We start from the raw sequence: 21,942 nt of genomic DNA, 5'->3' as shown, positions 1-21,942 counted from the left end.
CAGGAGATGGGGCAGGGACGCCCCGATTCAATCTCCCCCTAACCCGGGTTACGAACGCAAAGCTGGCTCGTGAGAATTGACCGATTCATAACTCATCGCCCCTATGCGTTCCAAGAAGCACATCCACCGGCGAAGCAAGAATCCGCTCCTGACCCAGAGACGGATTGGCCTCAAGTCAGGCGCATCGCCGGCGCAGGCGCCTGAAGACTTACCCCATATCCCAGAGTCGGTCGTCCTGGACCTGCTGAGGCTGGAGGATTCGGTCGACGCCCTCGACCGGATCTACCACAGCGTGCTATCGGCGATCGAGCGGCAGGCCCGCGACGCCATCTCGGTGAACGAGAACTTGTCCGAAGTTTTTGCTCAGGGCGCTCCCATATCGAACGGAGCGCCGTTGCTGGATTGGAGCGCCGAACGTGCCGTCTCCCCCCATGATGCGTTCCGTCAACTCGCAGAGCGCCTAATGACGGCACTCAGGCCGATTCTAGATCCGTCTGGATCTCTCAACACGGTCCCATACAACGATCTGATCGAATGGCCAGACATGCCAACCGGCGGCCGCTCGAATGAACGTCTACTTGCGACACTGGACTACGCACGCTCACGGAGCTTGCGGACCTTTTTTGATGAAGTGAAGGCTCGGTTCCAACCCGAGAAGGTCCCAGCCAACGCAGCGCTGCTGGCCACCAACGACCTGATGGCCGGATTCTGCGTTGACCAGCCAGACATCATCGTGCTGCCAGTCAAACGTAGCTCCGGCGCAGCGCAGTTCGTCATTCGCCTGCTCAGGTCGCCGCTGACCATGCACATTAGCCGACAGAACCTCAACATCATCCTGCGCGTCAACGCAGCAATCGCCACTCTGGCGAGGTTGAATGGTCGGCACAAGCTGGCTACCACGATCAATGAGGGCAGCTCTGCAATGCTGCTTAGGCTGAAAGCTCGTCAGAACCAATTCAGCGACTACGACAAGCACAATTTTGCTGACGACTTGATTGTTGTGATGCGGCCAGACCACCTGCAGTACCACGTGCCTGAAGCGCTGTATGAAATGATCAAGGATGCATTTCACAGCAACTGTCCAAGCGTTCTTTTGATGCAAACGTGACCGATGAAGAAAACAATGCTTTCAACGTTACTTCTAATTCTTTCAGCATGCGGGTCTAACAACGCCACCAATGACGACTTAGTGAGCAAATTGGCTTTGTCGGAAGGGCACAGCCAATGCGTCACGACAAGACTTAAAGCTGTTCTCGATGCAGCCAGAGTAGTAGAGGTCATCCCTCGCTTTCACAGGTGCACCATCTTTGAAAAAGCCAAGTCAGTTGTGGAGACCAGCAGCTACCAGTGCCAGAACGGAGAAACGTCAGTATATTTCGAACGCCTATACAACAGACAGTTGACCGATTCGCTATCACAGAGCGGCTGGATCTCAGACAGTGGCCCGACGAGGATCGCTCGCACCGTAAGTGGGGACTACGCAGTCTTCCTCCCAGAAAATGCGGGAGCAAAGACTCTTCCAGGCAACCAATGCGATCTGTTCGAGCTGCGAGTGCGTGCCGCACTGTCGATGCATATTGCTTACACTGAAGCAGTGAAAGCGCAAGGGTTTAACTAACGTAGATTGACAGCTCGATACTGTTTCTGGTTGCCATAGCGGGGCCCATTCTTGTCGATCGTTGCGCAGAGGCGATCCTCTCCGCAAGGCGCCAAGTCTGCTTGAGCGACTAGCTTCCAATAGCCGATGGAGGCGCGAAGCTGCACCAATTCGTCGCGCTTCTCGTTGATGATGCCCAGCGAGTACGTAACAGCCCCTAAGCCCAGGATGCCTGCCACGAGCATCGTGGCCGAGGCGATCCACATACGCCGCGTGACCCGCGTCTCCAAAGTATGCTGAGCTTGGGTGTAGCGCTGCGTGGCCTGCTGCAGAGTCTGGTCAGCATTGGCCACTTGCTCATTGAACCGCTTCGCTGCCGGCTCTAGCGTCTGAGCTAGCGCCAGGTTGGTCAACTGCGTCAGTCTCGGCAGCGCGTTCTCCAACACTCGATTCACCTTGTGGTCTGCGCTTCCCACCGCGCCCTGAAGCACGTTGAGTTGTTCCATGATGAGATCGCGCAGACGTTGCTCGCGCTGTTGCATAGACGAAGTCAGCGTCGTCAGGACCTTGATGGTTTCTTGAAACGAAGTGTTCGAGGCCTCCAAAGCCGCCATCATTTCCGCAATTGCGATTGTGTCTTGCCTGTCCACGTAATCTCCTTATCTCAAAGGGCTATGCAAGCGAGTTTGACTAACCACCGCCACCGCCACCTCCGCCACCGCCACCTCCACCTCCACCCCCGTCTCCACCTCCACCTCCGTCACCTTGGGGTCCGCTCTGCATCGGCCCCTTGGCGAACTCTGGCAGCGTCATCACCATGACCGGCCCGCGGCTGGTGTTTACCTCGGCTGAGACATCCATCCCCAGCGCCTGGCGTGTGGCGGCAAGCTCCTGGGCCTCCTGCTGGGCTTGCGCCTCCAGGAAATCGTCGCCTTTCTTCAACAACGCCTGCGTCGCTGCACTATTGGCCACTCGATCTAGAGCCTGCTTGATCGCCAGCTCGTTTTTGCTGTCGAGCGCATAGAGCACTTCGTCCACGTCCGGGTCGCCCGTGATGGATTTCCGCTCAACTTGCGAGGACTCGTTTGGCGCATCAATTCCCTCTGGACCGGCGAAGCGCTGAGCTAGGGGTGAAAAAGCATCGACTTGCTCAGCCGCTTCACTGGGCAAGCGGCCTTGCACGCTTTGCGTATCGAGGTGCACGAAGGGATAGGGTTCTCCACGCTCGCGATACTCCTTCCATTCCTGGTGGAAGCGTTCGTCTTCCCGATCCGCCCGCTCAATCTCCTGTTGCAGCTGGCGCAGCGAGCGCATGGTCTCTTCCAGGAATAGAGCACCGCCCGGGTCTGCGGCGCTACGGTCCTGCGCTGGGGTGGATTGAGTGCGTTGGTTTTCCGCGTCTTCTGCCCCTACGGAGGAGCGACTCATAGCACTGGCTTCTGGTGACTGATCGTGTGCTTGCGCGAGGTGTTGAGCTGGAGGCAACGGCGCACCATGAGCATCGAACAAGGTGTCTGAAGGACGGGACTGCTCGGCCTTGGCTTCTTGCTCAGAAGTGGTAAGCGCCGTGGCCTGTGATGCCATCAACGGCTCTTCTGCCGCACGCGTTGTTTGGGCCATGACGCGATGTGATTCTCCCTCTTGCTCACGCGCAGGGTCTTGCTGGCGGCTAGGCACTTGCCCCATCTCCGCCTGCTGCGTTTGCACCTGGTGATACAGCGCCGGGCTCACCGCATCGGCCGGCGCGCTTTGCAAAGGTGGGTTGCCCGATTCCCGACCCTCGGAGTGAGGCACTTGGATGCGCGCGGTGTCGCCGCTTTGCACCGATTGCGGTTCCAAAGCGCGTTCTGATTCTTGTGCTTGACGCCGCTGCGCGTCACCTGGAACAGGGGTTTGCTTCAGCGGGTCGGGCGTGGTGGGAGCCAGGTGTTCGCCTCCCTGTTGGTTCTGCACCTCTGGCCGCTGACGCGCGTCTTCCTGCGGCAACTCGGTCCGTGGCGTTTGTTGAGCCAGCGCCGCATCCTGAGCGTGGGGCTGGGGGTCAGCTTGCTGCGAGGACTGCTGACGTTGGTCCTGCTGCTGTGCTTGCTTAGCCTGACGTTCCTGGACCTCAGTTCCCGTTGCTTCTTGAGCCTGGCGGTCTTGTTGCTCCCGCTGCTGGTTGTCGGCCTGGCGCTCATGCGCCTGACGTTCCTGGACGTCCCTTTCCTCACGCTCCTGCAGCTCGCGTTGCTGGCTGGTCTGCGCCTGCCGCTCTTGGAGTTCACGTTGCTGCTCTATTTGGCGTTGACCTTCCAACACCACCTGCGCCTGGCCTTCTCGCTCAGGCTGCGCCTGCTGGAGTTGCTCGCGCACCTGCGCGGCGTGTTGCTCTTGCGCAAGACGATCTTGCTGTTCGCGTTCTTGTCGCGCCTGCGCCGCAATAGAAGCCTGCATGCTTGCCTGCAGGTCGAGCACGCGCTGCGGATTGGACGACTCGGAGGTCGAGCTGTCCGTGTCTGCCGTTCCCTCAGCCCCGCGCCCAAGGCTTGGCACCTCTCGCCGATTGCCTTGCGCCTGGCTCAACGCCTGCCGGATGTCTTCGCTGCTGGTGATGGCCACCACACGAGTGACCCCATCGCTGCCGCGTTGAAGGTGCGCGATGGGGCTGTCATAGCCGTATTGCCCCAAATCATTGCGCTGCAACTGCTGCATAGTCGGCCCGGTGATGCCATTGGCCTCCATGGTCCGCTGCGAAGCCAGCTCCACCGCCTGCTGGGTCTGCGGGTTGACGTTCAAATCGACGCCTGCTGCCCGGTAACGATGCAGCAACTCGTTGTGCTCCATCTGCGCAGCCGTCGGCGCGGGAAGTGCCTGGATCGCCGCCAAGGCTTCCTGGGAGCGCTCGATTGAGGGCTGCCGCAGTCGGTCGGTCAGCTCCAACTCCAGCGCTAGGTTGCCACTGACAACGCCATCTTTGCCGGCCCACCGCCCGGACTCGTTCCGCCGGTAAAGCTGAGCGTCCGACCCCAGCACAGCGCCGGGCTTGGCCTGGGCGGCTTGGACGGCCGCCGGCACATCGACACCATAGGCATGGGCCCGCTGCGCTGCGTGGTTTTCCAAGTAGGCGGCGGCAATGGCTTCGCGCCCAGTGGCGACGTTGCTCTCGATGCGTGCCAGCGCCTCCTGGTTGAGCTGCTGCACGCGCTCCGGGGGAGCGAGTTGGAGGGCATAGCTGCCAATCTCATCGGTGCCAGAGCCGGCGGTCCTGACTTGGCGCTCCCAGGTCTGGCGTTCGGGGTTGCGATGCCAATTCTGGTTGTCTAACCCCACTTGGTCGCTGGCCCGTGCAGGGAGGTTGAACGGGTCCTGGGGCGGCGGTGCTTTGCCTAACGCGAGCTCCACCGCCTTCGCGTTGGCCAGGGCGCCCAGCTCCTGCGATTTCTCATAGCTGGCCACCACAGGCTGTTCGTTCGGAGTTTGGCGACCATCCTGCACAAGGTCGATAGCTGCTTCGCGCTGCCAGTTGCGACCGTTGAACTGCCACTCCACGCCGGCCTTGTCGGTCTGGTGGTAGATGGCGCGCTTGTCCAGCAAATCGGCGCCTTTGTCGAACGCCTTGCTCATCAACAGCGCGTCGCCGACCACCAACGCAGCCGGCACGAAGCCGCTGCCGCCCAGCGCCGCCGCGGTGGAGGCACCACCGGCCCAGCCGCCGACGTTGCGCGCCAAAGCATGGGTGACCTCAGACTGCGCGGCAATGGCATTGCCTTGTTCCAGCAACTCGGCCGAGCGCCGGGCGGTTACCACCGCATCCGCGCCGGTGGCCAGCAAGCCGCCGGAGCGCACCAAGGTGCTGGCCGACGCCGTGCCGAGCAGCATTTCCATGGACGCCGCACCGCTTTGACCGTGAGGGACCCGCAAAGGTCTGGCGGCCTCCTCACCCAAGGTGTTCTCTACCACGGCCACGCCACCCGGTGAGAGCATCAGCTTTCCACCGTGATACGCCTCTGAAATTGCCGTGGACAAGCCATGCTGCTGAAGATCGAGATTGCCCCCGCCAAGTAATGACTTCCCTGAAGTCTGGAAGTGCTGCAGAGTGGATACAACACGTTGCTCGCTGAGTGTCACTCCCGCCCATTGTCGTGAATTGACGCTGCCCCGGCCGTGGAGGTCTAACTGCGTTGCGTTCTGAGCGGCGTAGCCGTTCGGGTCAGCAAAGAAAGCCTGCGTTGCAGATCGCGTTTGACCGATAGTCTGTCCTAATGCAATGTTGGTCCGCAGATCGCCGTTGATAAGACCCACCTGTGCGGTGTCGCTCAATCGCTGAACTTTAAGCGCCACTCGATCTAAGGCATCTGGATCTTCCAATAACGCCGCTCTGCCATCTTTCGTGGCAGCTAAGCGCTCAAGAACATATTTCAGACCGAGGCCATACTCCTTGATTGGCCTGCCCGTATGGGGCGTAACGCCGATTGCATCTGCAAGCACCTTGTCATTGGGCAGGTTGATCAGATTACTTGCCGCATCCTTGTTGAACCGACCGGTGTCCGCCAGTACCTGCAGCAGGGGATCGCGTGTGAATGCATTCTGCTCGATCGCGTGGTGCTGTTGGAAGAGGGCCCTATCTGCCATTGTCTAGTGTCCTTCCTCGTCGCTCTATTCGATCAAAGGTCCGACGCGTCAATAAAAGACATCCCGCTGATTTCCGGGTCTTCAGGTATACCTGCACTGTGAACTGCAGTTTTAAACGTTAGATCACAGAACACCGAAGGATTAAACGGCAATCGGAAAACATGCGAATACCCTAAAATCTCATACCGGAAAGCGAGGCTGGCCCCACCCCCAAAGTAATAGAACTTCCCACGCACAAAATCGTCATCGACCTCCACCTTCAGTTTCGATGCCTCCTCGTCTAGGGCGTCGAGCTCCCGAATGACGTCACACAGGAAATGGCGTGGGCCCTTGCTGCCGTCAAGTAATCGGTAATCCACCTCGTGAAACGCAAATGCGCCTGGGTCACTTGAGCACATAGCGTCATGAAGTCGTTGGGAGACTAGCCAATAACCTCCAAACCCAGGCTCTAGGTCACGGGGTTCGGGACCTCTGCTTGGGTCATAGGTCATTTTCGGTTGATCGAGGAATGACGGAAAGCCACCCGTTTCTGGACGCAATATCAGGCGGGAGGGGGTCAGCAGTTGACGAAGGTTGTCAAATCGCACACCGCACGGCGGTCTAGGACTCTCCATGTCCGATACGAGCATGTAAAAATTTTCGCGGGAAATCTGATTAGGGAAACTAGCTTGCATGAGCGTGGTCTCATCGTTGAGGCTGTGATCTCTAATGCTGGAAGCGGTTCAACCCCGTTGTTTGAGCACCGATAGCGTGTGATGGAGGCAGCAACGGTTTGGACTTGTCTGTGAAGTGGAACGATCTTAGACGAAGGATGGAGAGGCAACAGCGAAACGCTGTCCAAGGGATTCGCTGTGGAGATAGCTCGATGGGTGCTCCCCAGTATAGACATGTTCCACGGAGGAGCTCGCCGGACTTGGGGCGAGGCGGTGATGTAAGCACAACGGACAGACTGCGTCACTGGCAAGAGGCGCGGTGCCCGATCGCAATCACGCCGCGCGGGTGCGCGCCGCATCGTTCTCGCATATTTCTAGCATGAACTATCACCACCGTGCTGATACAGGAGCAGACTGCAACACGGAATCTGCGAACCCAATTGCCAGCCAATCTAACGAACGCGTGAGGGCTGCTATTCGCTCGGTGGGGCAGACGTTTGACCTTGACAGCTAGGCGGGATTTTTCTACATTCAGCCTTAGAAAGCGCTCTGCGCATCTCCGTAGTGGCCGGTGCCACCCACGCACTACTTACGTAACACCTTCATCAATCCCCAACGGGCGAACTTGATTTCGCCCTTGGGTGAGGTCTGTTTGCCCCTTTTCGTTTGGAGCAAATTATGACCACTCTAGTTCAAGCCCGTCTCGACGGCGCCTTCCACAATCTTGCTGTGCGCATCTACGCAAGTGCTGAGGAGGCTAAGTCTCGACTCTGTGTTGCGAGCTGCGCAACTTCAGGTCCTCAGCCAATTTTCACAGGATATACCTACGTTGCAGGTGCCCGCGTTGAGTACAAAGTAGCGCTACCGATGTACGACGACTATCCCTGGGTCGAAGAATGCTTCTACCACGTTTCGCGTTCCGGTAATCTGATGTTCCCCGCCATGGGCCTGCTCCAAGCCAGGGAACACATCGGTGGCACCTGGGAGATCGCTAGAGCCAAGGTCGAATCCATCTTTTTCCAAGATGACAATTGTTTGGATGAAGACTGGAACGAGTTCGGTTACATTACAGCAATCAAACTACTTGATACTTTCGGAAACGTGGTTGACACCATCTCTAACCGGAACCTGTGGATCCAAGATTTACAGGACGTTGGTGACGTCAAATCGATGAAGGAGCGCATAGTTGCACTTAGGAAAGAAAGCGCTCTCGAACGTTGTTGGGATAACCACGATACCGCACGATCGCTCAGCTCCTTGGCTGATTCGATCGCCGATCAGATATCCATTATCGAATGTCGCAGTAGACTAGTTGCGTAGCAGCCATGCTCCGCTGCAGCACATTTGTTATCTTGGTAGTCACTCATCCGAAGCCCCTTCTAGCACAGCTAGCAGGGGCTTTTTTGTGGACGCACCACCTCCCGACAACGCTAGTGGAGGGTCGACTAGCTCCCCATGTTGATCTGGGGGTATCCCGGCCAGGTCATCGCTACGAAGGGAAGGGCAAGCGGGGGGGGCGGCGAGGTGCCAGCAGTCGATCAGGGGAACAGTTGCTTGATGGGGTCCACCTGCAAATCATGCTCGGCATCATTGTCCAAAGTTGACTTGCTGATTACATGTTTCAAAATTTCATCGCCGCGTCTACGCAGTTCGGCATCGCTGAGATTGTCCATCTCGAACAGTTTGCCCGCGATTGCGTAGCTAAGGTTTTTAGCTCCGCTACCACCGTAACCCCAACCAATTCCACCTGGATAATTGAACAAGTCGCGACGCGTGGGCAGCAGCTCGGCCCGGCCGGCTTCTTCATGTCGATAGAGCGCAACGCTGGCGCCCTCAACGATTCGCAGCAGGATGTAGCTCATTGGCATCTCCTCATCAGGGGCATAACGCCCGGGAGGGCCATTGTGCGCACGGGCTCGGCAGCTTCTGCAAGTAGGGCGCGTAGCGTGTGAGGAATAGAGCCGACCGGCAGTGACGCGCCACGCGGCATTGGTGCGCAGTACCCCAAGCCGGTGACCGCTTGCGGTCACGCCCCCCGCCTGGGCCGGTAGCAGGTCGGGCAGGGCATTCGCATCGGCTGCGACCGCGATGTGCATACTGCGCGGGGCGTAACTGCATCGCTACGCCCCGCGAAGACATCGACGTTGATGAGCTTGCACGGTATTGGCAGACGGTCATCAAGCGGGCACTCAGAGACGGAACCTCCTTGCCTGCACCGATTGCAGCATTTGATTTGATGGCTGCGGGCGAGATCGTTCGGCATACTGACTCTGAGTAGCCTCACCAGGCGTGTCACCACTTACAAACACCAGAAGCATGGAGCTATATGTCTACCCAACTGTGTGAGCCGGTCTTTTGGACACTCTGCGAAAAACAAGAGGCATGGCAGGTATGGGCAGCACTGCTGCAGGCACTTCTTGCAGGAGCTGCAATCTGGTTTGCCGCTCGGCTTGCGGTTAAGCAGGATCGCCGCGCCGTCAGTAGACGAACTGACGTGTTCCTCAAACGGATCGAGCAAGCGGCGCTAATCGCCGCACAAATCAAGACGTTTTTCCTCGGCAATCCAGGCGAGGAGGCGCGTGACTCCCTATATAGCAGACAGGCAAAAACATTCGATATGTTCGCGCAGTCGTTACGTGCGGTGCCTCTGGAAAACATCGTTGATGCCCGTCTCTTGCATCCCCTACACAATGCGGCCCTGGCCTGCGAGAACGTCGTGGACCTTTTGAGAAAACCGCCGCCGAACAGGCTTGAAGAAGTCCAGAAGTGGGAAAAAGCACTCGGCGAGGCTCAGTACGCACTCAGTGAGTCCCACCGGCGTGCGTTCATTGTAGCGGCGGAGTTCACTTCCGTCTCGCTGTCCAAGAGGGCTATGCGTTGGATAAGGTACCTTCGCATGACAATCGCCCGGAAATTTGCAGCGTTACAGGAGTAGGGCTGCAGCCGGTTAGCATACTTGCGATAAGCCTGCCTATTTGGAGTTGAACGAATCGGCTGACTGAGCGCGCTCTGCACGGGCTGTCGCGATCTTTGCCCATGCTTTGCCACGGCCGGCTTGGCGGTCGGCGACCAGGTAGGTATGGCCAGTGCGTCGCCAGCCTGGCCCGCACAAAGCGAGCACATCATCGCCACCGCGATGCCAGACAAGCACGTCCACACATGCGCCGCGGCCGGCGCTGACCCACTCCCTGGCTTGGTAGTCGCCATCTTTGGCCGTGGGTTTGCCGAGCTGCGCCACCAGCGCATCGGCGAGCGCTGCGTAGGCCTCGCGCTGGAACTGAAATTCGACCGCTGCAACGCGTCCGGTGTCCTCGTCCAGCGTGATCGTGCTGGCGGTGGACGTGGCCCCGCCAATCTTGAGCGGCTGCGTTGCCTTGCATTCGACGGCTTGGTATTGGACAGCACAGCCGGTAAGGCCCATCTTCCGTGCGGCCTCCTTCGGCATGCCGGGGTAGTAGCCGGCAACAGTGGCCCAGCTGCCACCGGCTGCCGGTCCTGCCAGTGCGGTCCACGCAAGGCCGGCGCCGAGCAACACGGCCGTTGCGCCTGCGATGTGGCGGCTCTGCATCATGGTGCTTGGCGTCCTTGTTGCGTTAAGTGTCCTTGAGTATCTCAACAAACGCTGCATCGATTGCGGCGTCGTGAGCGACAAGATCGGGTCGCTCGGGGTGGAGCAGATGCATCAATTTTTCAAAACTGGCCAAGCGTTGCACATCGCTGAGCCCAGCGAGCTTTGCTGCCAGCGTAAATAGATCCACGCTCGGCGCAACGAAGTCAACGAATGCGGCGTCAGGGTGGCCATGCCACGCCTGCCGTTGCTCGGCCCGCTCGGTGACGATGCTTTCCAAGCGATCCATGTCACTCGGCCAGGGATCACGGCCGGGATCGGAATATTGCTCTTCCAACGGCAGGCGCTCCATGTACTCGCAGGCCCGCTCGTTTTCATCGTTGTCAAATATCGCAGCGAGCGCGGCCCATTCGTCAGGCGTGAAGTCAGGCAGGTGCCGCAGGGCCAGCGTGTAATAGGTGCTCAGGATCTGGTCGAGCCGGCGCTGCGGAGCGCGGTGGCCGGCAAACAATGCCACCTCACGCCCGGCAAGGGTGGCGCGCAAGTCGTAGATGTCGGTTAGCTCGACGTGTGCATGCGCTTGCTCGATCACAACAGACTCCCGGTGCCTGGGCACATTGATGTGGTGACGCTCATGCGCCGGCCCCAGCGGTGCGGGCGGGCTTGCGGGTGCGCGGCAGGCCGGGCAGCAACATGGTATTGAAGACCGTCAGCGAGAACGACGGCCCCGCAGCTGTGCGCTATCACTCCGAAAAAAACAGTCGGATGTAGACGGCCAATGCTGACAAACTTGCCATGGACAGCATGGTGTAGCCGAAGAACTGGGTTCCGTTGATCCAGCCCCTGCGCTTTTGCAGATATAGCAGCAGCACCAGCGCCACGAGAACGCCAATAAAGACATGCGGTGGTAGATCGGGTGTCATGGCACGCTCCATTTAAATGCGTTGGTCAGTTCTCATGCGCCGGCACCGGCGGTGCGGGCGGGCTTGCGGGTGCGCGGCAGGCCGGGCAGTTTGAGCTGCGCCCGATCGCTGGGCAGGATCTTGGGGGCGGCGGCCACCGCCGCTGCTCCGGCCGGTTTCTTGGCCGGCTTGGCATGGCGCTGGGGCTTGGCCAGCTCTTTCAACGCGCCCGGCCGCCCGCGGCGGTAGACCTTGGGCGCACGGACGTAGCCCGCCGGCAGCACCTCGAACACGGTCACGCCCAGCGCCAGCAGCTGGGCGGCGGCGGTGTCCAGGCTGGCAAACACGCGCGGGGTGCCGCGCTGGCCGGTGAGTTGCTGCTCGGCCTGGCCCACGCGCACCATGACCGTGTAGCCGCCGACCTGGCCGATGAGCTGGACGGTGCGCAGCACCCCGGCGCTGGCCAGGGTGGCGAGGGTGGTGATGGACATGGGCGATGTCATGATCGAGGCGTCAAACATAGATGTTTGATGATCGAGCTTTGCAAGCCGCACTGCAAGTGCTATCGGCGCGAGGCTGGAGGCTGGAGGCGCACATAACGCCAGATTCCACGCAGTGGCCGGCGCAAGCAGCTGCAAGGGGGTTTGCCTGTCAGGGCGCTAGAGCATTTGCTTGGCCGGGCGGTAAGCAAATGCTATTGCACAGGTGTCAAGTAGGCGTTACAGTACTCACATCTGGATATATACGGAGCCTAGGGTCACCTAGGTGTTCAGACGCCGCCACTGGTTCCAGGCCATTTGCCGGTTGATGGGAGCAATCCCTAAGGGCTTCCGCGAAACCCCCCGAAAGGGGGGTTTGTTTTTAGCGCCTCAGAGGGGGTCGGCGGACTGGTCTGCCGGTTGCGCGATTCAACAGCAGCCGCCACCCCTTGATACGATCGTCCTTTTTGAACTTGTAGGGATCGTTATCGGCATCCTCGTCTCGTACGTAGGCGCTTTCGACGTAGATCCGTACTGCCCCACCGCCGCGCGAGGTGACGTTGAAGTACACCTCGTACTGTGTGCCTGAGGGGTATCCGGGAACTAGCTGGTGCAGCTCCATCGTCAAGAAATTCTCACCATTGGTGAATAAGCAAGGGCGCTGATCGAGCGTCTTCATGATCTGGGGCAAGAGCACCGAGGCCTGATAGCGGGCAGAATGGAAGCATCGCCAGATGCCGCGATGATCGATGACCAGGTCATCGTGGTGCGCGTTGAAGATCAGCGCCGGCCCATTCTTGGGCGGGCCCTTGCTGACGCAGTGCGAGCTAAATTCAACTTGCACGGGTACCGTCACCGGCCCTTTTGATGGGGGCTGGATGACCACTTGGTAGTTAAGCGGTTGCAGATGCGCCAGGGAGAACTGAGCGCCTTCAATCGCAATGACTCCCTTGGCCAGATGGTCAGGCCAATTCTTCTCCTTCATCGATGCATGTCCCTCGTCACCGGTCAGCTGTTGCCACAGTCGCTAGCATGCGGGCACCCCGTGAGAGGCACAAGATTTGACAGTGGGAGATTGCGCGCACTGGCGCGTCGCCGGCAGCGCCGCGATGCTGGTACCAAGTCGCCGGCACAAAAAAGCCCCGCAGGGGCGGGGCGTTGGACGACCAGGTGCACTGGATTATCACTCAAGCATGAGGGTTGGCAGGGAATCGTTACGAACACGGCCAGATCTTCGCTAACCGATTGATGGATCGCTGAATTCTACCCTCGGCCGCACGTCCAGGCTCGGCCCTCCCCGGGAAGCTGTGGCACCATTCAATCATGGCCACCACGTACTACTTCTTGGACACCGAGTGGGCCGATGTAACGGGCAGCGAGCTGGTGAGTCTGGCGCTGGTGAACGAAGGTGGAGACCGCCTTTTCTACGCTGAGCGAGCCAGCCTGCCCGAGGCTCCCACCGACTTCGTTCGTCAAAGCGTCTACCCGCTGCTAGACCGCGGCGACGCAGCCCTGCCGGATGCCGCCCTGACGACCGAGCTGCGCGCCTTCCTCAGCGAGGCCGACGCGCCGGCGGTGATGGCGGATTTCCCGAACGACCTTCAGCTGCTGCGGTATGCCTTGGATGGGTTTGAGCTCCCTGATGCCCAGGTTGCTGCGTGCGGCCCCCGGCCGGCCCCGGTCATGACGCGCATGTCCAAGGAAGGCCTTCCGGGATTGCTGGTGGAAGATTGGTTCGCGGCCCATCCGGAACATAGGGCCAGGCGCCACCATGCCTTGGTGGACGCGCAGGCCTTGCGGATGGCTTGGCTGGTGGCCACCGACCGCATCCCTGCTCCGGCGTGGGCCCACTCCTATCGCCGCGCCCGGGGATAGCGGCATGGCGTCCATCCCCGGTATGCTTGCCCCATGAACCGCCTGTGCCAGCTCGACCCTCGAATACCGGCGTGATCGCATCGATCGATCACGCCCCTGTTGCTCATGTTGGTCAGAGCGCCGGCCTTATACCCCGGTGAGAGCACGCGCCAGATAAGCGCGTACACGTCGGTTCGATTCCGACCAGGGGCACCACCGTCAACGACGGAAGAATGCTTCTACTTGCGCGCCATGACAGCGCTTGTACTTGCTGCCGCTGCCGCACAGGCACGGTGCATGCTCGCGCAATCCCGCACCGAGTGACTGGCCCAGAAAGTCTCTGGCCTGCAGAAGAGGCTGGATTTCATTGGCGGGCACGCTGACCTCGCCATACTGGGATGATCGCTCGCCGCGGTTCATCACCTGGACAATCGCTTCGGACATCTGGATGAAGTGCTTGATCAGCAGGTCATCGCGTAATGGCATGCGGACGTTGTCGATGGCCAGGCCCTCGTAGCGTCTTCGCGGATCCGGCACAAAGAGAATGCGTGTCTCACCTTCAGGCTTTGGCGTGATGTCGACCATTTCCCCTGCGGGACTGACCCACACGGCATGGAATTCTGCCTCAACCAGCACGTGCGGCCATTCCCACAGCTGCCACCCGCACAGCATCTGACCACCGTCGCGCGCGACCTTGGCCTGCACGTTGGGAAAGCACTCGTGCACGATCGCGTCGGCTTCCGGCTGTACATCAAGATAGACCGGCTCTGCGCCGCGCACGACGGATTCGGTCAGGCGCCGCACGGCACGGGTGATTTCCGGGGGTGTGGTGGTTATTCCGCTCATGCCAAAGCTCCTTGTGATCGTTGCGCCGGGTGTTCTCTTCGCAGGCTATGGCGCCGGCGTCTCTTCCGATGAGATCCGCTTGGCGCCTTTGCCGCCGGCACTGGCCGGCTGTAGCTGGGCCAACAGCGGCTCCAAGGTGCTCAGGCGCACGGTTGCGCGCAGCGTTTCCGCCTCGGCCTGCTCGCGTCGTTCGCGCTCCTGGGCCAGCTCGGTTCTGGCTTGTGCGAGGTCTTGCCGAGCGGTGTCCAAACTCTGAGCGTCTTGGCCCCAGCGCACCTGCACCGCCTGGTGTTCGGCCGCCGTCAGGCGCAGCGTATCGAGCTCGCCCTGTTGCGTCTGGATGGTCTGACGCAGCTGCGCCACCTCCTTTTCCAGTCGAGTATGACGCTCCAGCCACTGGCCGTTTTCCCGGTTGAGCTGCACAAGATCATGGTTCTTGGCGGTCAATGCCTCGTTGGCCTGGCGCAGGCCGACCTGTAGTTCCTGCACTTGGTGCTCGTGCCGGCGTTGCTCCTGCTCGCGCTGGTCTTTGACCGATGTGCGGTAGTGCTCAAGGGCTTCCCTGGCATGCTCATGCTTCTGCTCCAGGGAGCGCGCGTGGCTTTCGTGCTCTGCCAGCCGCGCCGTGAGGCCGGCAATGCGCTCCTCCAGCTGGGCCAGTTCGGTGGTGCGGCTGGCCACTTCGCCCCTGGCCACTTCACTCGCCTGGCGTTCTGTCTGTAGCAGCGTCTCGGTGCGCTGAAGCTGCGCGCTGAGATTGCCGGTGTCCTGCCGGGCCTGCTCCAAGGCTTGGGTGCGCTCGTGCAGCTCGGCCTGGAACCGCTCTTGCGCTTGAGCGACCACGGTTTCGGCCTCGGCGTGCAGCCGCTCGGCCAGACGAGCCACCAGGTCCTGCAGGGCGTCGCTGACGGCAATCTTGGCGCCTACGCCTTGCCCGTCCTCCTCTTCCAGCTCCTTCAGGTAGCGGTGGATGGTGGTTTTGGACCCCGTGTTGCCCAGCGCCACGCGGACGGCGTCTACCGAGGGGTTCTTGCCTTCGGCCCGGAGGCTGTCCCGGGCACGTTGCACATCGCTTTTGTACAAGCCAGACCGAGCCATGCGTCCTCTCCGGTTATTTCGTAATGTATTACATACCATGTAATTACGTACTACTCAACGCCAAAGAAGGCCGAGCCAGCGACCCAAACATCAAGCGGGATAATATTGAATTATCCCGCCTGAGGCTCGATTTCTGGGTTTCGTGGCCGCAGCGCCGTACATATGCGCCGTGGGAAGGCACTTTGCCGAACCGCAGGAAACCGGCAGTCAACCAGCGACCACAGTTGCTCAGGACTCTCGAATGTCGCCGCCGGCCTATCACGCTGCCTATACCCAGACCGTCGAGTCGGAGCGTAAAGTACGCGGCATGTCGCTCTGGGCCGTCCTGCTACGTGTACTGCTGAGCGTTGCTCTGATTCTTAACGGGGCAACGACGGCGATGGCATCCGTGCAGATGACACATGGATTCGCATCGCTAGCGGCAGCGCCCGTGAAGACAGCATCGGTCGAAATGCCATGCCACCAGCACCAACAGTCAGCCACGGCGACTGCGGAAGCGCCTGCGGCCGTACCCGTCTCGCTACCCAATTCCAAACAACCGGCCCCTGACTGCTGCAAATCCAGTGCTTGCCGCTGTGCCTGCATGCACTCCGCACCCGCAACCGTGGCGATGATGATCTTTACGCCGGCGTTGGTTGGGCATTCCCAGAGCGTGCTGCCAATCGCCCTGGGGCACGCGGCCCCCGCCTTACCGCATCTGATCCGACCTCCGATCGGCTAAGCGTCCTCTGGCGCCGTATGGCGCCACTTCGTATGCGTCCCGTCTGTCGGCCTTGGCCGCTGCGGCACCGCATGGCGCACGGTTCAGCGTAGGGCTGGCCGTTATTGACGCTTCCATGGAGTTCTCATGTCATTCGATTCTTTCGGCCCTGATGCCGACAGGCTGCGTAAGCCGTCGCGGCGCCGTTTTGTGCAAGGACTGGCCGCCGGCGGCGCCGTCGCCGGCCTCGGCCTGTGGCCGCAATCCAGTTGGGCCCTGAAAGGCCCCGGCAATTCCAACGTCCTGTCCGGGACCGAGTTCGACCTCACCATCGGCGAAACGCCGATGAACTTCACCGGGCGCACTCGCCCGGCCATTACGGTCAACGGTTCGATTCCAGCACCACTGCTGCGCTGGCGCGAAGGCACGACCGTCAATCTGCGCGTATCCAACGCGCTGCCGGCCAACTCGATTCATGGCCACGAGACCTCGATCCATTGGCACGGGATCTTACTGCCGGCCAATATGGATGGCGTTCCCGGCTTGAGCTTTGCCGGCATTCATCGCGGCGAAACCTATCACTACCGCTTCACGGTGAAGCAAGGCGGCACCTACTGGTACCACAGCCATTCGGCGTTCCAGGAACAGGCGGGTCTGTACGGGCCGCTGGTGATCGATCCGCTGGAACCCGAACCTTTTGCTTTTGATCGCGACTACGTGGTGATGCTGTCCGACTGGACCGATCTGGATTCGGCGGCATTGTTCTCGCGGTTGAAGAAGATGGCCGGTTACGACAACTACTACAAGCGCACCGTCGGCGACTTCATCCGCGACGCGCAGCGCGACGGACTCGCGGCGACCGTCGCTGACCGCAAGATGTGGGGACAGATGCGAATGACGCCCACGGACCTGTCGGACGTCAACGCCAACACCTATACCTACCTCATGAACGGCACGACAGCGCTCGGCAACTGGACCGGGCTGTTCCGCTCTGGCGAGAAGGTGCGCGTGCGCTTCATCAATGGCTCGGCGATGACGTATTTCGATGTACGCATCCCTGGCTTGAAGATGACCGTCGTCGCTGCCGATGGCCAATACGTGCATCCGGTGACGGTGGACGAGTTCCGCATTGCGGTGGCCGAGACCTTCGATGTGATCGTCGAGCCGTCGGGCCTAGATGCCTTCACCATTTTCGCGCAGGATTCGGGCCGTACCGGTTACGTCAGCGGCACCTTGGCCGTGCGCGAAGGCCTGCGGGCTCCCGTTCCGGCGGTCGATCCGCGTCCTATCCTCACCATGGCCGACATGGGCATGGCGGGGATGGATCATGGCAGCATGGGCGGCATGGACATGTCCGGCAGCAAGGGCATGGAAGGCGGCTGTGGCGCCAATATGGGCATGGCCGGGATGGGCCAGGACAACGCACCGAACGCCCAGGCGCCGGCCGCACCGGACCCGCATGCCGGCCACGACGACATGAGCGCGATGCCGGCCGGTCCGATGGCCGGCATGGAACACGGCAGCGGTATGCAATCGCATCCGGTCAGCGAGAGCAAGAACCCGCTGGTCGACAACCAGGCCACGACCCCAACCTCGCGGCTGGACGATCCAGGGAACGGCTTACGCGACAACGGTCGCACCGTGCTCAGCTACGCGATGCTCAAGAGTGCGTTTGCCGACCCCGATGGCCGCGATCCGGGCCGCGAGATCGAACTGCATTTGACCGGTCACATGGAAAAATTCGCGTGGGGCTTCAACGGTCAGAAGTTCTCCGAGGTCGCGCCACTGCGGCTGAACTACGGCGAACGCCTGCGCATCGTGCTGGTCAACGACACGATGATGACCCACCCCATCCACTTGCATGGCATGTGGAGCGACGTAGAGGACGACCAGGGCAACTTCCTGGTGCGCAAGCACACTGTCGATATGCCGCCCGGCAGTAAGCGCAGCTATCGAGTGCGCGCCGACGCGCTGGGCAGCTGGGCCTATCACTGTCATCTGCTGTACCACATGGAGGCCGGCATGATGCGGCAAGTGCGGGTGGACGAATGAAAACCATGACCGCCTCCAACATCCTATTGCGCGCCGGCTTACTGGGCGCTGCCGTGGCGCTTACGTCGTTGTCGCCATCGGTCTGCGCACAGGAAATGGACCATTCCCAGATGCAAATGCCGATGCCGACGGAGAAGCCAGCCCCGGACAAGAAAACAACCAAGAAACCAGCCGCGAAACCTTCAGCCAAGCCAGTCGTGACCGAAGCGCATGAGGGTCATGACGCGGCCACTGCGCCTGCTGACAAGCCAAAACCGGACGCGTCGATGGACCACTCCGCGATGGGCCATGACATGCCGATGCCTGCCACACAACAGGCGCCCGTCGATCACGCCACCATGCAGCACGACATGAGCACGATGCCGAGCGAGGCCGCCCCGATGGATCACGCGGCCATGGGGCACGGTGCTAAAACGACCGCCCCTGCCGAGCCGCGGACCCCGATTCCCGTCGTCACCGACGAAGATCGGGCCGCAGCCGTGCCGCCGCCGAACGACCATCCCGTTCACGACAATACGATTCAGCACTATGTGTTGCTCAATCGGCTCGAAGCCTGGAACGCGGATCCGGGCACGGGTTTGGCATGGGAAGGACAAGGCTGGATCGGCACCGACCGCAATCGATTGTGGCTGCGCAGCGAGGGAGAACGCGCCGACGGGCGTACTGAGGCGGCGGATCTGGAAGTGCTTTATGGCCGCAGCATCGCGACCTGGTGGGATTTGGTCGCCGGTGTCCGCCACGACTTCAAGCCCGGCGATTCGCAGAGCTTCGCTGCCATCGGTGTGCAAGGCCTGGCCCCGCAGAAGTTCGAGGTCGAGGCCACCGCCTACGTGGGCGAACGTGGCCAGACTGCCGCGCGGTTCGAGGCTGAGTACGAACTATTGCTCACCAACCGCTTGATCCTGCAGCCGCTGGTCGAAGTGAACCTGTTCGGCAAGGACGATCCCGCCCGTGGCATCGCATCGGGATTGAGTACCGCCGAAGCCGGGCTGCGCCTGCGCTATGAGTTCACACGCCAGTTCGCGCCGTATATCGGTGTGGTCTACGAGCGTGCTTTTGGAGGCACGGCTGATTTGCGCCGGGCCGAAGACGAAGACATCAACGACATCCGCGTGGTTGCGGGCTTCCGTATCTGGTTCTAACTAGGGGACATCACACCATGCCTATCGTCACACGCCATTCGCTCATCACCGTCGCCGTACTTGCGGTGGCCTCGCTGCTGATCATCGGCCTTTTCGTCTGGTCCGGTCTTTACAACATCGGCGCCGACGACACGCATACGCGGCCGGTGTATTCGGTTCTGCAAACCTTGCGTGAGCGCTCCATCGCCACCCGCGCCAGGACACTTCAGCCACCCGACCTGACCGATCCGGCCCGCATCAAGCAAGGCGCCGGCAACTACAACGCCATGTGTACCGGCTGCCATCTCGGTCCGGGCATGGCCGAAACCGAACTGAGCAAGGGGCTATATCCCATGCCGCCGAATCTGGCCCAGCATGCGGTCGATCCACAGGAAGCGTTCTGGGTGATCAAGCACGGCATCAAGGCTTCGGGAATGCCGGCATGGGGCAAGAGCATGGAAGACGAGTACATCTGGAACATGGCGGCCTTCCTGCAACAGCTGCCCAAGCTCAACGCCGAGCAGTACCAGGCGCTGGTAGCCAGCAGCGGCGGCCATTCGCACGGCGGCGGTGAGACCGGCGGTCATGCGCACGCGGCAGGCGAAGCGGACGATCATCATGACGACGGCGATGAACAGGACGAGGCCAAGCCGCACTCGCATCCACCGGGCACGCCGGCGCATCAAGACAAAGCCGCTGATCCGCATGCCGGCATGGACATGGGGGCTGACAAAACCATTGATGAGGCTAAGCCGCACTCACATGCCCCCGGCACACCGGCCCACGACGACAACGCGCCTGCAGCGAAGAAGCCTTCTCAACCGTCGCCGCCGGCCGACGACCACGCTGGCATGGCGATGCCTGAACCGGCTCCGGCCGAGCATGCCGACGATGGTCATCAGCACTAGTTCTTTCTCCCTACAACGACAGGATCGTTCCAATGAAATTCCACATCAACGGCTCGTGGCTGGCCACCCTGATGATCTTGCCGATGCTCGCATCGGCACACGAACCGAAACCCGCGACACCTGCGACGCCGATCGCCACCGTCAGCGATCAAGCCAAGCCGGCGGTGGCCGTGGTCGAGCAGTTCTCGGCGGCGATGCTAGCCGGCGACCTGGATCGTGCCGGAAAGCTGCTGACCGAAGATGTGCTTATTCTCGAAAGCGGCGGTGCAGAACGTTCACGGGCCGAATACCTCGGCGGACACGCCCTCCACGACGCGGCCTTCCTCAAGACCGCGCACAGCCAGGTCAAGCAGCGCGCCGCGCATGTAGACGGCAACACGGCCTGGGTGGGTACCGAGAGCGAGCTGCACACCACCAAAGAGGGGAAAGCCCTGACCCTGCTCAGCACGGAAACGATGGTGCTTAAGCAGACCCCGGCCGGGTGGCGAATTGTGCATATCCATTGGTCTTCACGGCCCAAACGTTGAACGAAGCAGGCGCCATGAACATTCGATCTTCTCTGTTGATGTTGGGAGCCCTGACCGGAACTACGACCATGATGGCCTGCACGCGATCGCCTCAGCCCATCAATGCCGCGGCGCCTCCATCATCGCAACCGGCCGCGGCCAAGGCGGCCACGGCATCACTCGCACTGCCGCAGGTCGTCGTGCACAAGAGTCCGAGTTGCCGCTGCTGCGCCCTCTGGGTCAAGCATTTGCGCGATGCCGGTTTCGTGGTCGACGTGCGCAATGAGGACAATCTCAACCCTATCAAGGAGCGTGTCGGCGTGCCCTACGGCAAGGGTTCATGCCACACCGCGCAAGTCGGCAGCTACTTCGTCGAGGGTCATGTGCCGGCCGAGGACATCAAACGGCTGCTGGCGCAACGGCCCGATGCCAAGGGCTTGGTACTGCCGGGCATGCCGATGGGTTCACCCGGCATGGAGATGCCGGACGGGCGAACGCAGCCGTACACGGTCGGGCTTGTCGAGCGTGATGGGAGGACGACAGCGTTCGCATCGCATTGAGGGGGGAATTGGTCCCGGGGACGGTGTTGCGGGCGCGCCGATTATTCGCCCGCTTTCCGAAACGAGAATGGAGAACACCCATGACCCATCATTCCGCCGCCCATCGGCCCCAGGCCATGAACGATTGCATCGACAACTGCACCCAGTGTCATGCGATCTGCTTGGAGACCATCAACTACTGTTTGGGCAAGGGTGGCGCACACGCGGCGCCCGAGCACATCGCATTGCTGGCTGCGTGCGCCGATATTTGTACCACCAGTGCCGACACCATGCTGCGCGGTGCGGCCGTGCACACGGTTATCTGCGGCGCCTGTGCGGAAGTCTGCCGACAATGCGCAGCGGCTTGCGAAGCGATGGGCGATGACGCGCAGATGCAGCGCTGCGCCGAGATTTGCCGGCGTTGTGCAGACAGCTGTGCCGCGATGGCCAGCCATTAGCTCGTGAGGTCCCGCCGGGCCGCCGGCGAGATGACCATCTGGAGAAC

The 21,942-nt window shown here is 61.0% G+C and carries 23 protein-coding genes and 1 tRNA gene; 13 read left to right on the top strand and 11 right to left on the bottom strand.

The genetic code is table 11. The annotated features are described in order from the left end of the window. The first annotated feature begins 103 nt into the window (after positions 1 to 103). The gene (locus ACCQ07_RS21555; protein ID WP_372364247.1) at positions 104 to 1,108 is read left to right on the top strand and encodes a hypothetical protein; all 1,005 of its coding nucleotides are present in this window, start codon (positions 104 to 106) and stop codon (positions 1,106 to 1,108) included. Between the two features lie 3 nt (positions 1,109 to 1,111). Then, on the top strand, positions 1,112 to 1,618 hold the full coding sequence (locus tag ACCQ07_RS21550) for a hypothetical protein (protein WP_372364246.1): 507 nt from the start codon (positions 1,112 to 1,114) through the stop codon (positions 1,616 to 1,618). On the opposite strand, the gene ACCQ07_RS21545 is transcribed toward ACCQ07_RS21550, so the two are convergent. Genes ACCQ07_RS21545 through ACCQ07_RS21535 form a run of 3 tightly spaced genes read right to left on the bottom strand, consistent with a single transcriptional unit; the run spans position 1,615 to position 6,885 of the window. Beyond that, positions 1,615 to 2,247, bottom strand: coding sequence for a hypothetical protein (locus tag ACCQ07_RS21545; RefSeq protein ID WP_372364245.1), 633 nt, complete (start codon positions 2,245 to 2,247; stop codon positions 1,615 to 1,617). The genes ACCQ07_RS21550 and ACCQ07_RS21545 overlap by 4 nt on opposite strands. A 40-nt stretch (positions 2,248 to 2,287) precedes the next feature. Continuing rightward, positions 2,288 to 6,211: a hypothetical protein gene (locus tag ACCQ07_RS21540; protein WP_372364243.1), complete on the bottom strand. Its 3,924-nt coding sequence runs from the start codon at positions 6,209 to 6,211 to the stop codon at positions 2,288 to 2,290. Between the two features lie 32 nt (positions 6,212 to 6,243). Beyond that, complete coding sequence (locus ACCQ07_RS21535; RefSeq protein ID WP_372364242.1) at positions 6,244 to 6,885, bottom strand: DUF1629 domain-containing protein; 642 nt, start codon at positions 6,883 to 6,885, stop codon at positions 6,244 to 6,246. A 657-nt stretch (positions 6,886 to 7,542) separates the two neighbouring features. On the opposite strand from ACCQ07_RS21535, the gene ACCQ07_RS21530 reads away from it, so the two are divergent. Beyond that, entirely contained in the window at positions 7,543 to 8,184 is a 642-nt protein-coding gene (locus ACCQ07_RS21530) for a hypothetical protein (protein WP_372364241.1), read from the top strand. Between the two features lie 218 nt (positions 8,185 to 8,402). Here the strand turns inward: ACCQ07_RS21530 and ACCQ07_RS21525 are convergent, their stop codons facing one another. Continuing rightward, positions 8,403 to 8,726: a hypothetical protein gene (locus ACCQ07_RS21525; RefSeq protein ID WP_372364240.1), complete on the bottom strand. Its 324-nt coding sequence runs from the start codon at positions 8,724 to 8,726 to the stop codon at positions 8,403 to 8,405. 464 nt (positions 8,727 to 9,190) lie between these two features. Between ACCQ07_RS21525 and ACCQ07_RS21520 the strand changes: the two genes are divergently transcribed. Next, a complete protein-coding gene (locus tag ACCQ07_RS21520; protein ID WP_372364238.1) occupies positions 9,191 to 9,799 on the top strand; it encodes a hypothetical protein in 609 nt (202 codons plus the stop codon). Between the two features lie 36 nt (positions 9,800 to 9,835). On the opposite strand, the gene ACCQ07_RS21515 is transcribed toward ACCQ07_RS21520, so the two are convergent. From ACCQ07_RS21515 to ACCQ07_RS21495, 5 genes are all read right to left on the bottom strand, one after another. Continuing rightward, the gene (locus ACCQ07_RS21515) at positions 9,836 to 10,435 is read right to left on the bottom strand and encodes a hypothetical protein (protein ID WP_372364237.1); all 600 of its coding nucleotides are present in this window, start codon (positions 10,433 to 10,435) and stop codon (positions 9,836 to 9,838) included. A 22-nt stretch (positions 10,436 to 10,457) separates the two neighbouring features. Then, positions 10,458 to 11,024, bottom strand: coding sequence for a hypothetical protein (locus tag ACCQ07_RS21510; protein ID WP_372364235.1), 567 nt, complete (start codon positions 11,022 to 11,024; stop codon positions 10,458 to 10,460). A 151-nt stretch (positions 11,025 to 11,175) separates the two neighbouring features. Further along, the gene (locus tag ACCQ07_RS21505) at positions 11,176 to 11,355 is read right to left on the bottom strand and encodes a hypothetical protein (RefSeq protein ID WP_372364233.1); all 180 of its coding nucleotides are present in this window, start codon (positions 11,353 to 11,355) and stop codon (positions 11,176 to 11,178) included. Positions 11,356 to 11,387: 32 nt separating this feature from the next. Further along, positions 11,388 to 11,837, bottom strand: coding sequence for a ParC-related protein (locus ACCQ07_RS21500; RefSeq protein WP_372364232.1), 450 nt, complete (start codon positions 11,835 to 11,837; stop codon positions 11,388 to 11,390). Positions 11,838 to 12,195: 358 nt separating this feature from the next. Further along, positions 12,196 to 12,798: a YjaZ family protein gene (locus ACCQ07_RS21495; RefSeq protein ID WP_372364231.1), complete on the bottom strand. Its 603-nt coding sequence runs from the start codon at positions 12,796 to 12,798 to the stop codon at positions 12,196 to 12,198. Between the two features lie 338 nt (positions 12,799 to 13,136). Between ACCQ07_RS21495 and ACCQ07_RS21490 the strand changes: the two genes are divergently transcribed. Next, entirely contained in the window at positions 13,137 to 13,688 is a 552-nt protein-coding gene (locus tag ACCQ07_RS21490) for a 3'-5' exoribonuclease (protein WP_057681749.1), read from the top strand. 92 nt (positions 13,689 to 13,780) lie between these two features. After that, positions 13,781 to 13,883: transfer RNA gene (locus ACCQ07_RS21485), tRNA-Ile, on the top strand. Between the two features lie 3 nt (positions 13,884 to 13,886). Here the strand turns inward: ACCQ07_RS21485 and ACCQ07_RS21480 are convergent. Then, entirely contained in the window at positions 13,887 to 14,513 is a 627-nt protein-coding gene (locus ACCQ07_RS21480) for an SEC-C domain-containing protein (protein WP_081029745.1), read from the bottom strand. A 45-nt stretch (positions 14,514 to 14,558) separates the two neighbouring features. Next, complete coding sequence (locus ACCQ07_RS21475) at positions 14,559 to 15,611, bottom strand: DNA-binding protein (RefSeq protein WP_057681750.1); 1,053 nt, start codon at positions 15,609 to 15,611, stop codon at positions 14,559 to 14,561. Between the two features lie 241 nt (positions 15,612 to 15,852). Between ACCQ07_RS21475 and ACCQ07_RS21470 the strand changes: the two genes are divergently transcribed. The 7 genes from ACCQ07_RS21470 to ACCQ07_RS21440 all read left to right on the top strand — a co-directional run bounded on the left by ACCQ07_RS21470 (position 15,853) and on the right by ACCQ07_RS21440 (position 21,895). Continuing rightward, the gene (locus ACCQ07_RS21470) at positions 15,853 to 16,332 is read left to right on the top strand and encodes a CopL family metal-binding regulatory protein (protein WP_372364230.1); all 480 of its coding nucleotides are present in this window, start codon (positions 15,853 to 15,855) and stop codon (positions 16,330 to 16,332) included. A gap of 126 nt (positions 16,333 to 16,458) precedes the next feature. Further along, positions 16,459 to 18,363, top strand: coding sequence for a copper resistance system multicopper oxidase (locus ACCQ07_RS21465; protein ID WP_372363561.1), 1,905 nt, complete (start codon positions 16,459 to 16,461; stop codon positions 18,361 to 18,363). 5 nt (positions 18,364 to 18,368) lie between these two features. Beyond that, complete coding sequence (locus tag ACCQ07_RS21460; protein WP_372363562.1) at positions 18,369 to 19,505, top strand: copper resistance protein B; 1,137 nt, start codon at positions 18,369 to 18,371, stop codon at positions 19,503 to 19,505. Positions 19,506 to 19,522: 17 nt separating this feature from the next. Beyond that, the gene (locus ACCQ07_RS21455) at positions 19,523 to 20,392 is read left to right on the top strand and encodes a c-type cytochrome (RefSeq protein WP_372364229.1); all 870 of its coding nucleotides are present in this window, start codon (positions 19,523 to 19,525) and stop codon (positions 20,390 to 20,392) included. A 32-nt stretch (positions 20,393 to 20,424) separates the two neighbouring features. Continuing rightward, positions 20,425 to 20,919 carry a YybH family protein gene (locus ACCQ07_RS21450; protein WP_372363564.1) on the top strand — a complete coding sequence of 165 codons (495 nt, stop codon included), beginning with the start codon at positions 20,425 to 20,427 and terminating at the stop codon, positions 20,917 to 20,919. Positions 20,920 to 20,933: 14 nt separating this feature from the next. After that, positions 20,934 to 21,458, top strand: coding sequence for a DUF411 domain-containing protein (locus ACCQ07_RS21445; protein WP_372363565.1), 525 nt, complete (start codon positions 20,934 to 20,936; stop codon positions 21,456 to 21,458). Positions 21,459 to 21,538: 80 nt separating this feature from the next. Next, positions 21,539 to 21,895, top strand: coding sequence for a four-helix bundle copper-binding protein (locus ACCQ07_RS21440; RefSeq protein WP_372363566.1), 357 nt, complete (start codon positions 21,539 to 21,541; stop codon positions 21,893 to 21,895). The last annotated feature ends 47 nt before the right edge of the window (positions 21,896 to 21,942 follow it).

Origin of the sequence: Xanthomonas sp. NCPPB 3583, assembly GCF_041475715.2 — a bacterium.
Taxonomy (GTDB): Bacteria; Pseudomonadota; Gammaproteobacteria; order Xanthomonadales; family Xanthomonadaceae; genus Xanthomonas; species Xanthomonas euvesicatoria.
Note: the sequence above shows the minus strand (reverse complement) of the source record. Positions and strands in the feature narration are given on the sequence as shown.

Excerpts from the sequence above, each read along its gene's own strand:
- ACCQ07_RS21555 (WP_372364247.1), top strand. The coding sequence starts at position 104 with ATGCGTTCCAAGAAGCACATCCACCGGCGAAGCAAGAATCCGCTCCTG.
- ACCQ07_RS21550 (WP_372364246.1), top strand. The coding sequence starts at position 1,112 with ATGAAGAAAACAATGCTTTCAACGTTACTTCTAATTCTTTCAGCATGC.
- ACCQ07_RS21540 (WP_372364243.1), bottom strand. The coding sequence starts at position 6,211 with ATGGCAGATAGGGCCCTCTTCCAACAGCACCACGCGATCGAGCAGAAT.
- ACCQ07_RS21535 (WP_372364242.1), bottom strand. The coding sequence starts at position 6,885 with ATGCAAGCTAGTTTCCCTAATCAGATTTCCCGCGAAAATTTTTACATG.
- ACCQ07_RS21530 (WP_372364241.1), top strand. The coding sequence starts at position 7,543 with ATGACCACTCTAGTTCAAGCCCGTCTCGACGGCGCCTTCCACAATCTT.
- ACCQ07_RS21525 (WP_372364240.1), bottom strand. The coding sequence starts at position 8,726 with ATGAGCTACATCCTGCTGCGAATCGTTGAGGGCGCCAGCGTTGCGCTC.
- ACCQ07_RS21520 (WP_372364238.1), top strand. The coding sequence starts at position 9,191 with ATGTCTACCCAACTGTGTGAGCCGGTCTTTTGGACACTCTGCGAAAAA.
- ACCQ07_RS21515 (WP_372364237.1), bottom strand. The coding sequence starts at position 10,435 with ATGATGCAGAGCCGCCACATCGCAGGCGCAACGGCCGTGTTGCTCGGC.
- ACCQ07_RS21505 (WP_372364233.1), bottom strand. The coding sequence starts at position 11,355 with ATGACACCCGATCTACCACCGCATGTCTTTATTGGCGTTCTCGTGGCG.
- ACCQ07_RS21500 (WP_372364232.1), bottom strand. The coding sequence starts at position 11,837 with ATGACATCGCCCATGTCCATCACCACCCTCGCCACCCTGGCCAGCGCC.
- ACCQ07_RS21495 (WP_372364231.1), bottom strand. The coding sequence starts at position 12,798 with ATGAAGGAGAAGAATTGGCCTGACCATCTGGCCAAGGGAGTCATTGCG.
- ACCQ07_RS21490 (WP_057681749.1), top strand. The coding sequence starts at position 13,137 with ATGGCCACCACGTACTACTTCTTGGACACCGAGTGGGCCGATGTAACG.
- ACCQ07_RS21480 (WP_081029745.1), bottom strand. The coding sequence starts at position 14,513 with ATGAGCGGAATAACCACCACACCCCCGGAAATCACCCGTGCCGTGCGG.
- ACCQ07_RS21475 (WP_057681750.1), bottom strand. The coding sequence starts at position 15,611 with ATGGCTCGGTCTGGCTTGTACAAAAGCGATGTGCAACGTGCCCGGGAC.
- ACCQ07_RS21470 (WP_372364230.1), top strand. The coding sequence starts at position 15,853 with ATGTCGCCGCCGGCCTATCACGCTGCCTATACCCAGACCGTCGAGTCG.
- ACCQ07_RS21465 (WP_372363561.1), top strand. The coding sequence starts at position 16,459 with ATGTCATTCGATTCTTTCGGCCCTGATGCCGACAGGCTGCGTAAGCCG.
- ACCQ07_RS21460 (WP_372363562.1), top strand. The coding sequence starts at position 18,369 with ATGACCGCCTCCAACATCCTATTGCGCGCCGGCTTACTGGGCGCTGCC.
- ACCQ07_RS21455 (WP_372364229.1), top strand. The coding sequence starts at position 19,523 with ATGCCTATCGTCACACGCCATTCGCTCATCACCGTCGCCGTACTTGCG.
- ACCQ07_RS21450 (WP_372363564.1), top strand. The coding sequence starts at position 20,425 with ATGAAATTCCACATCAACGGCTCGTGGCTGGCCACCCTGATGATCTTG.
- ACCQ07_RS21445 (WP_372363565.1), top strand. The coding sequence starts at position 20,934 with ATGAACATTCGATCTTCTCTGTTGATGTTGGGAGCCCTGACCGGAACT.
- ACCQ07_RS21440 (WP_372363566.1), top strand. The coding sequence starts at position 21,539 with ATGACCCATCATTCCGCCGCCCATCGGCCCCAGGCCATGAACGATTGC.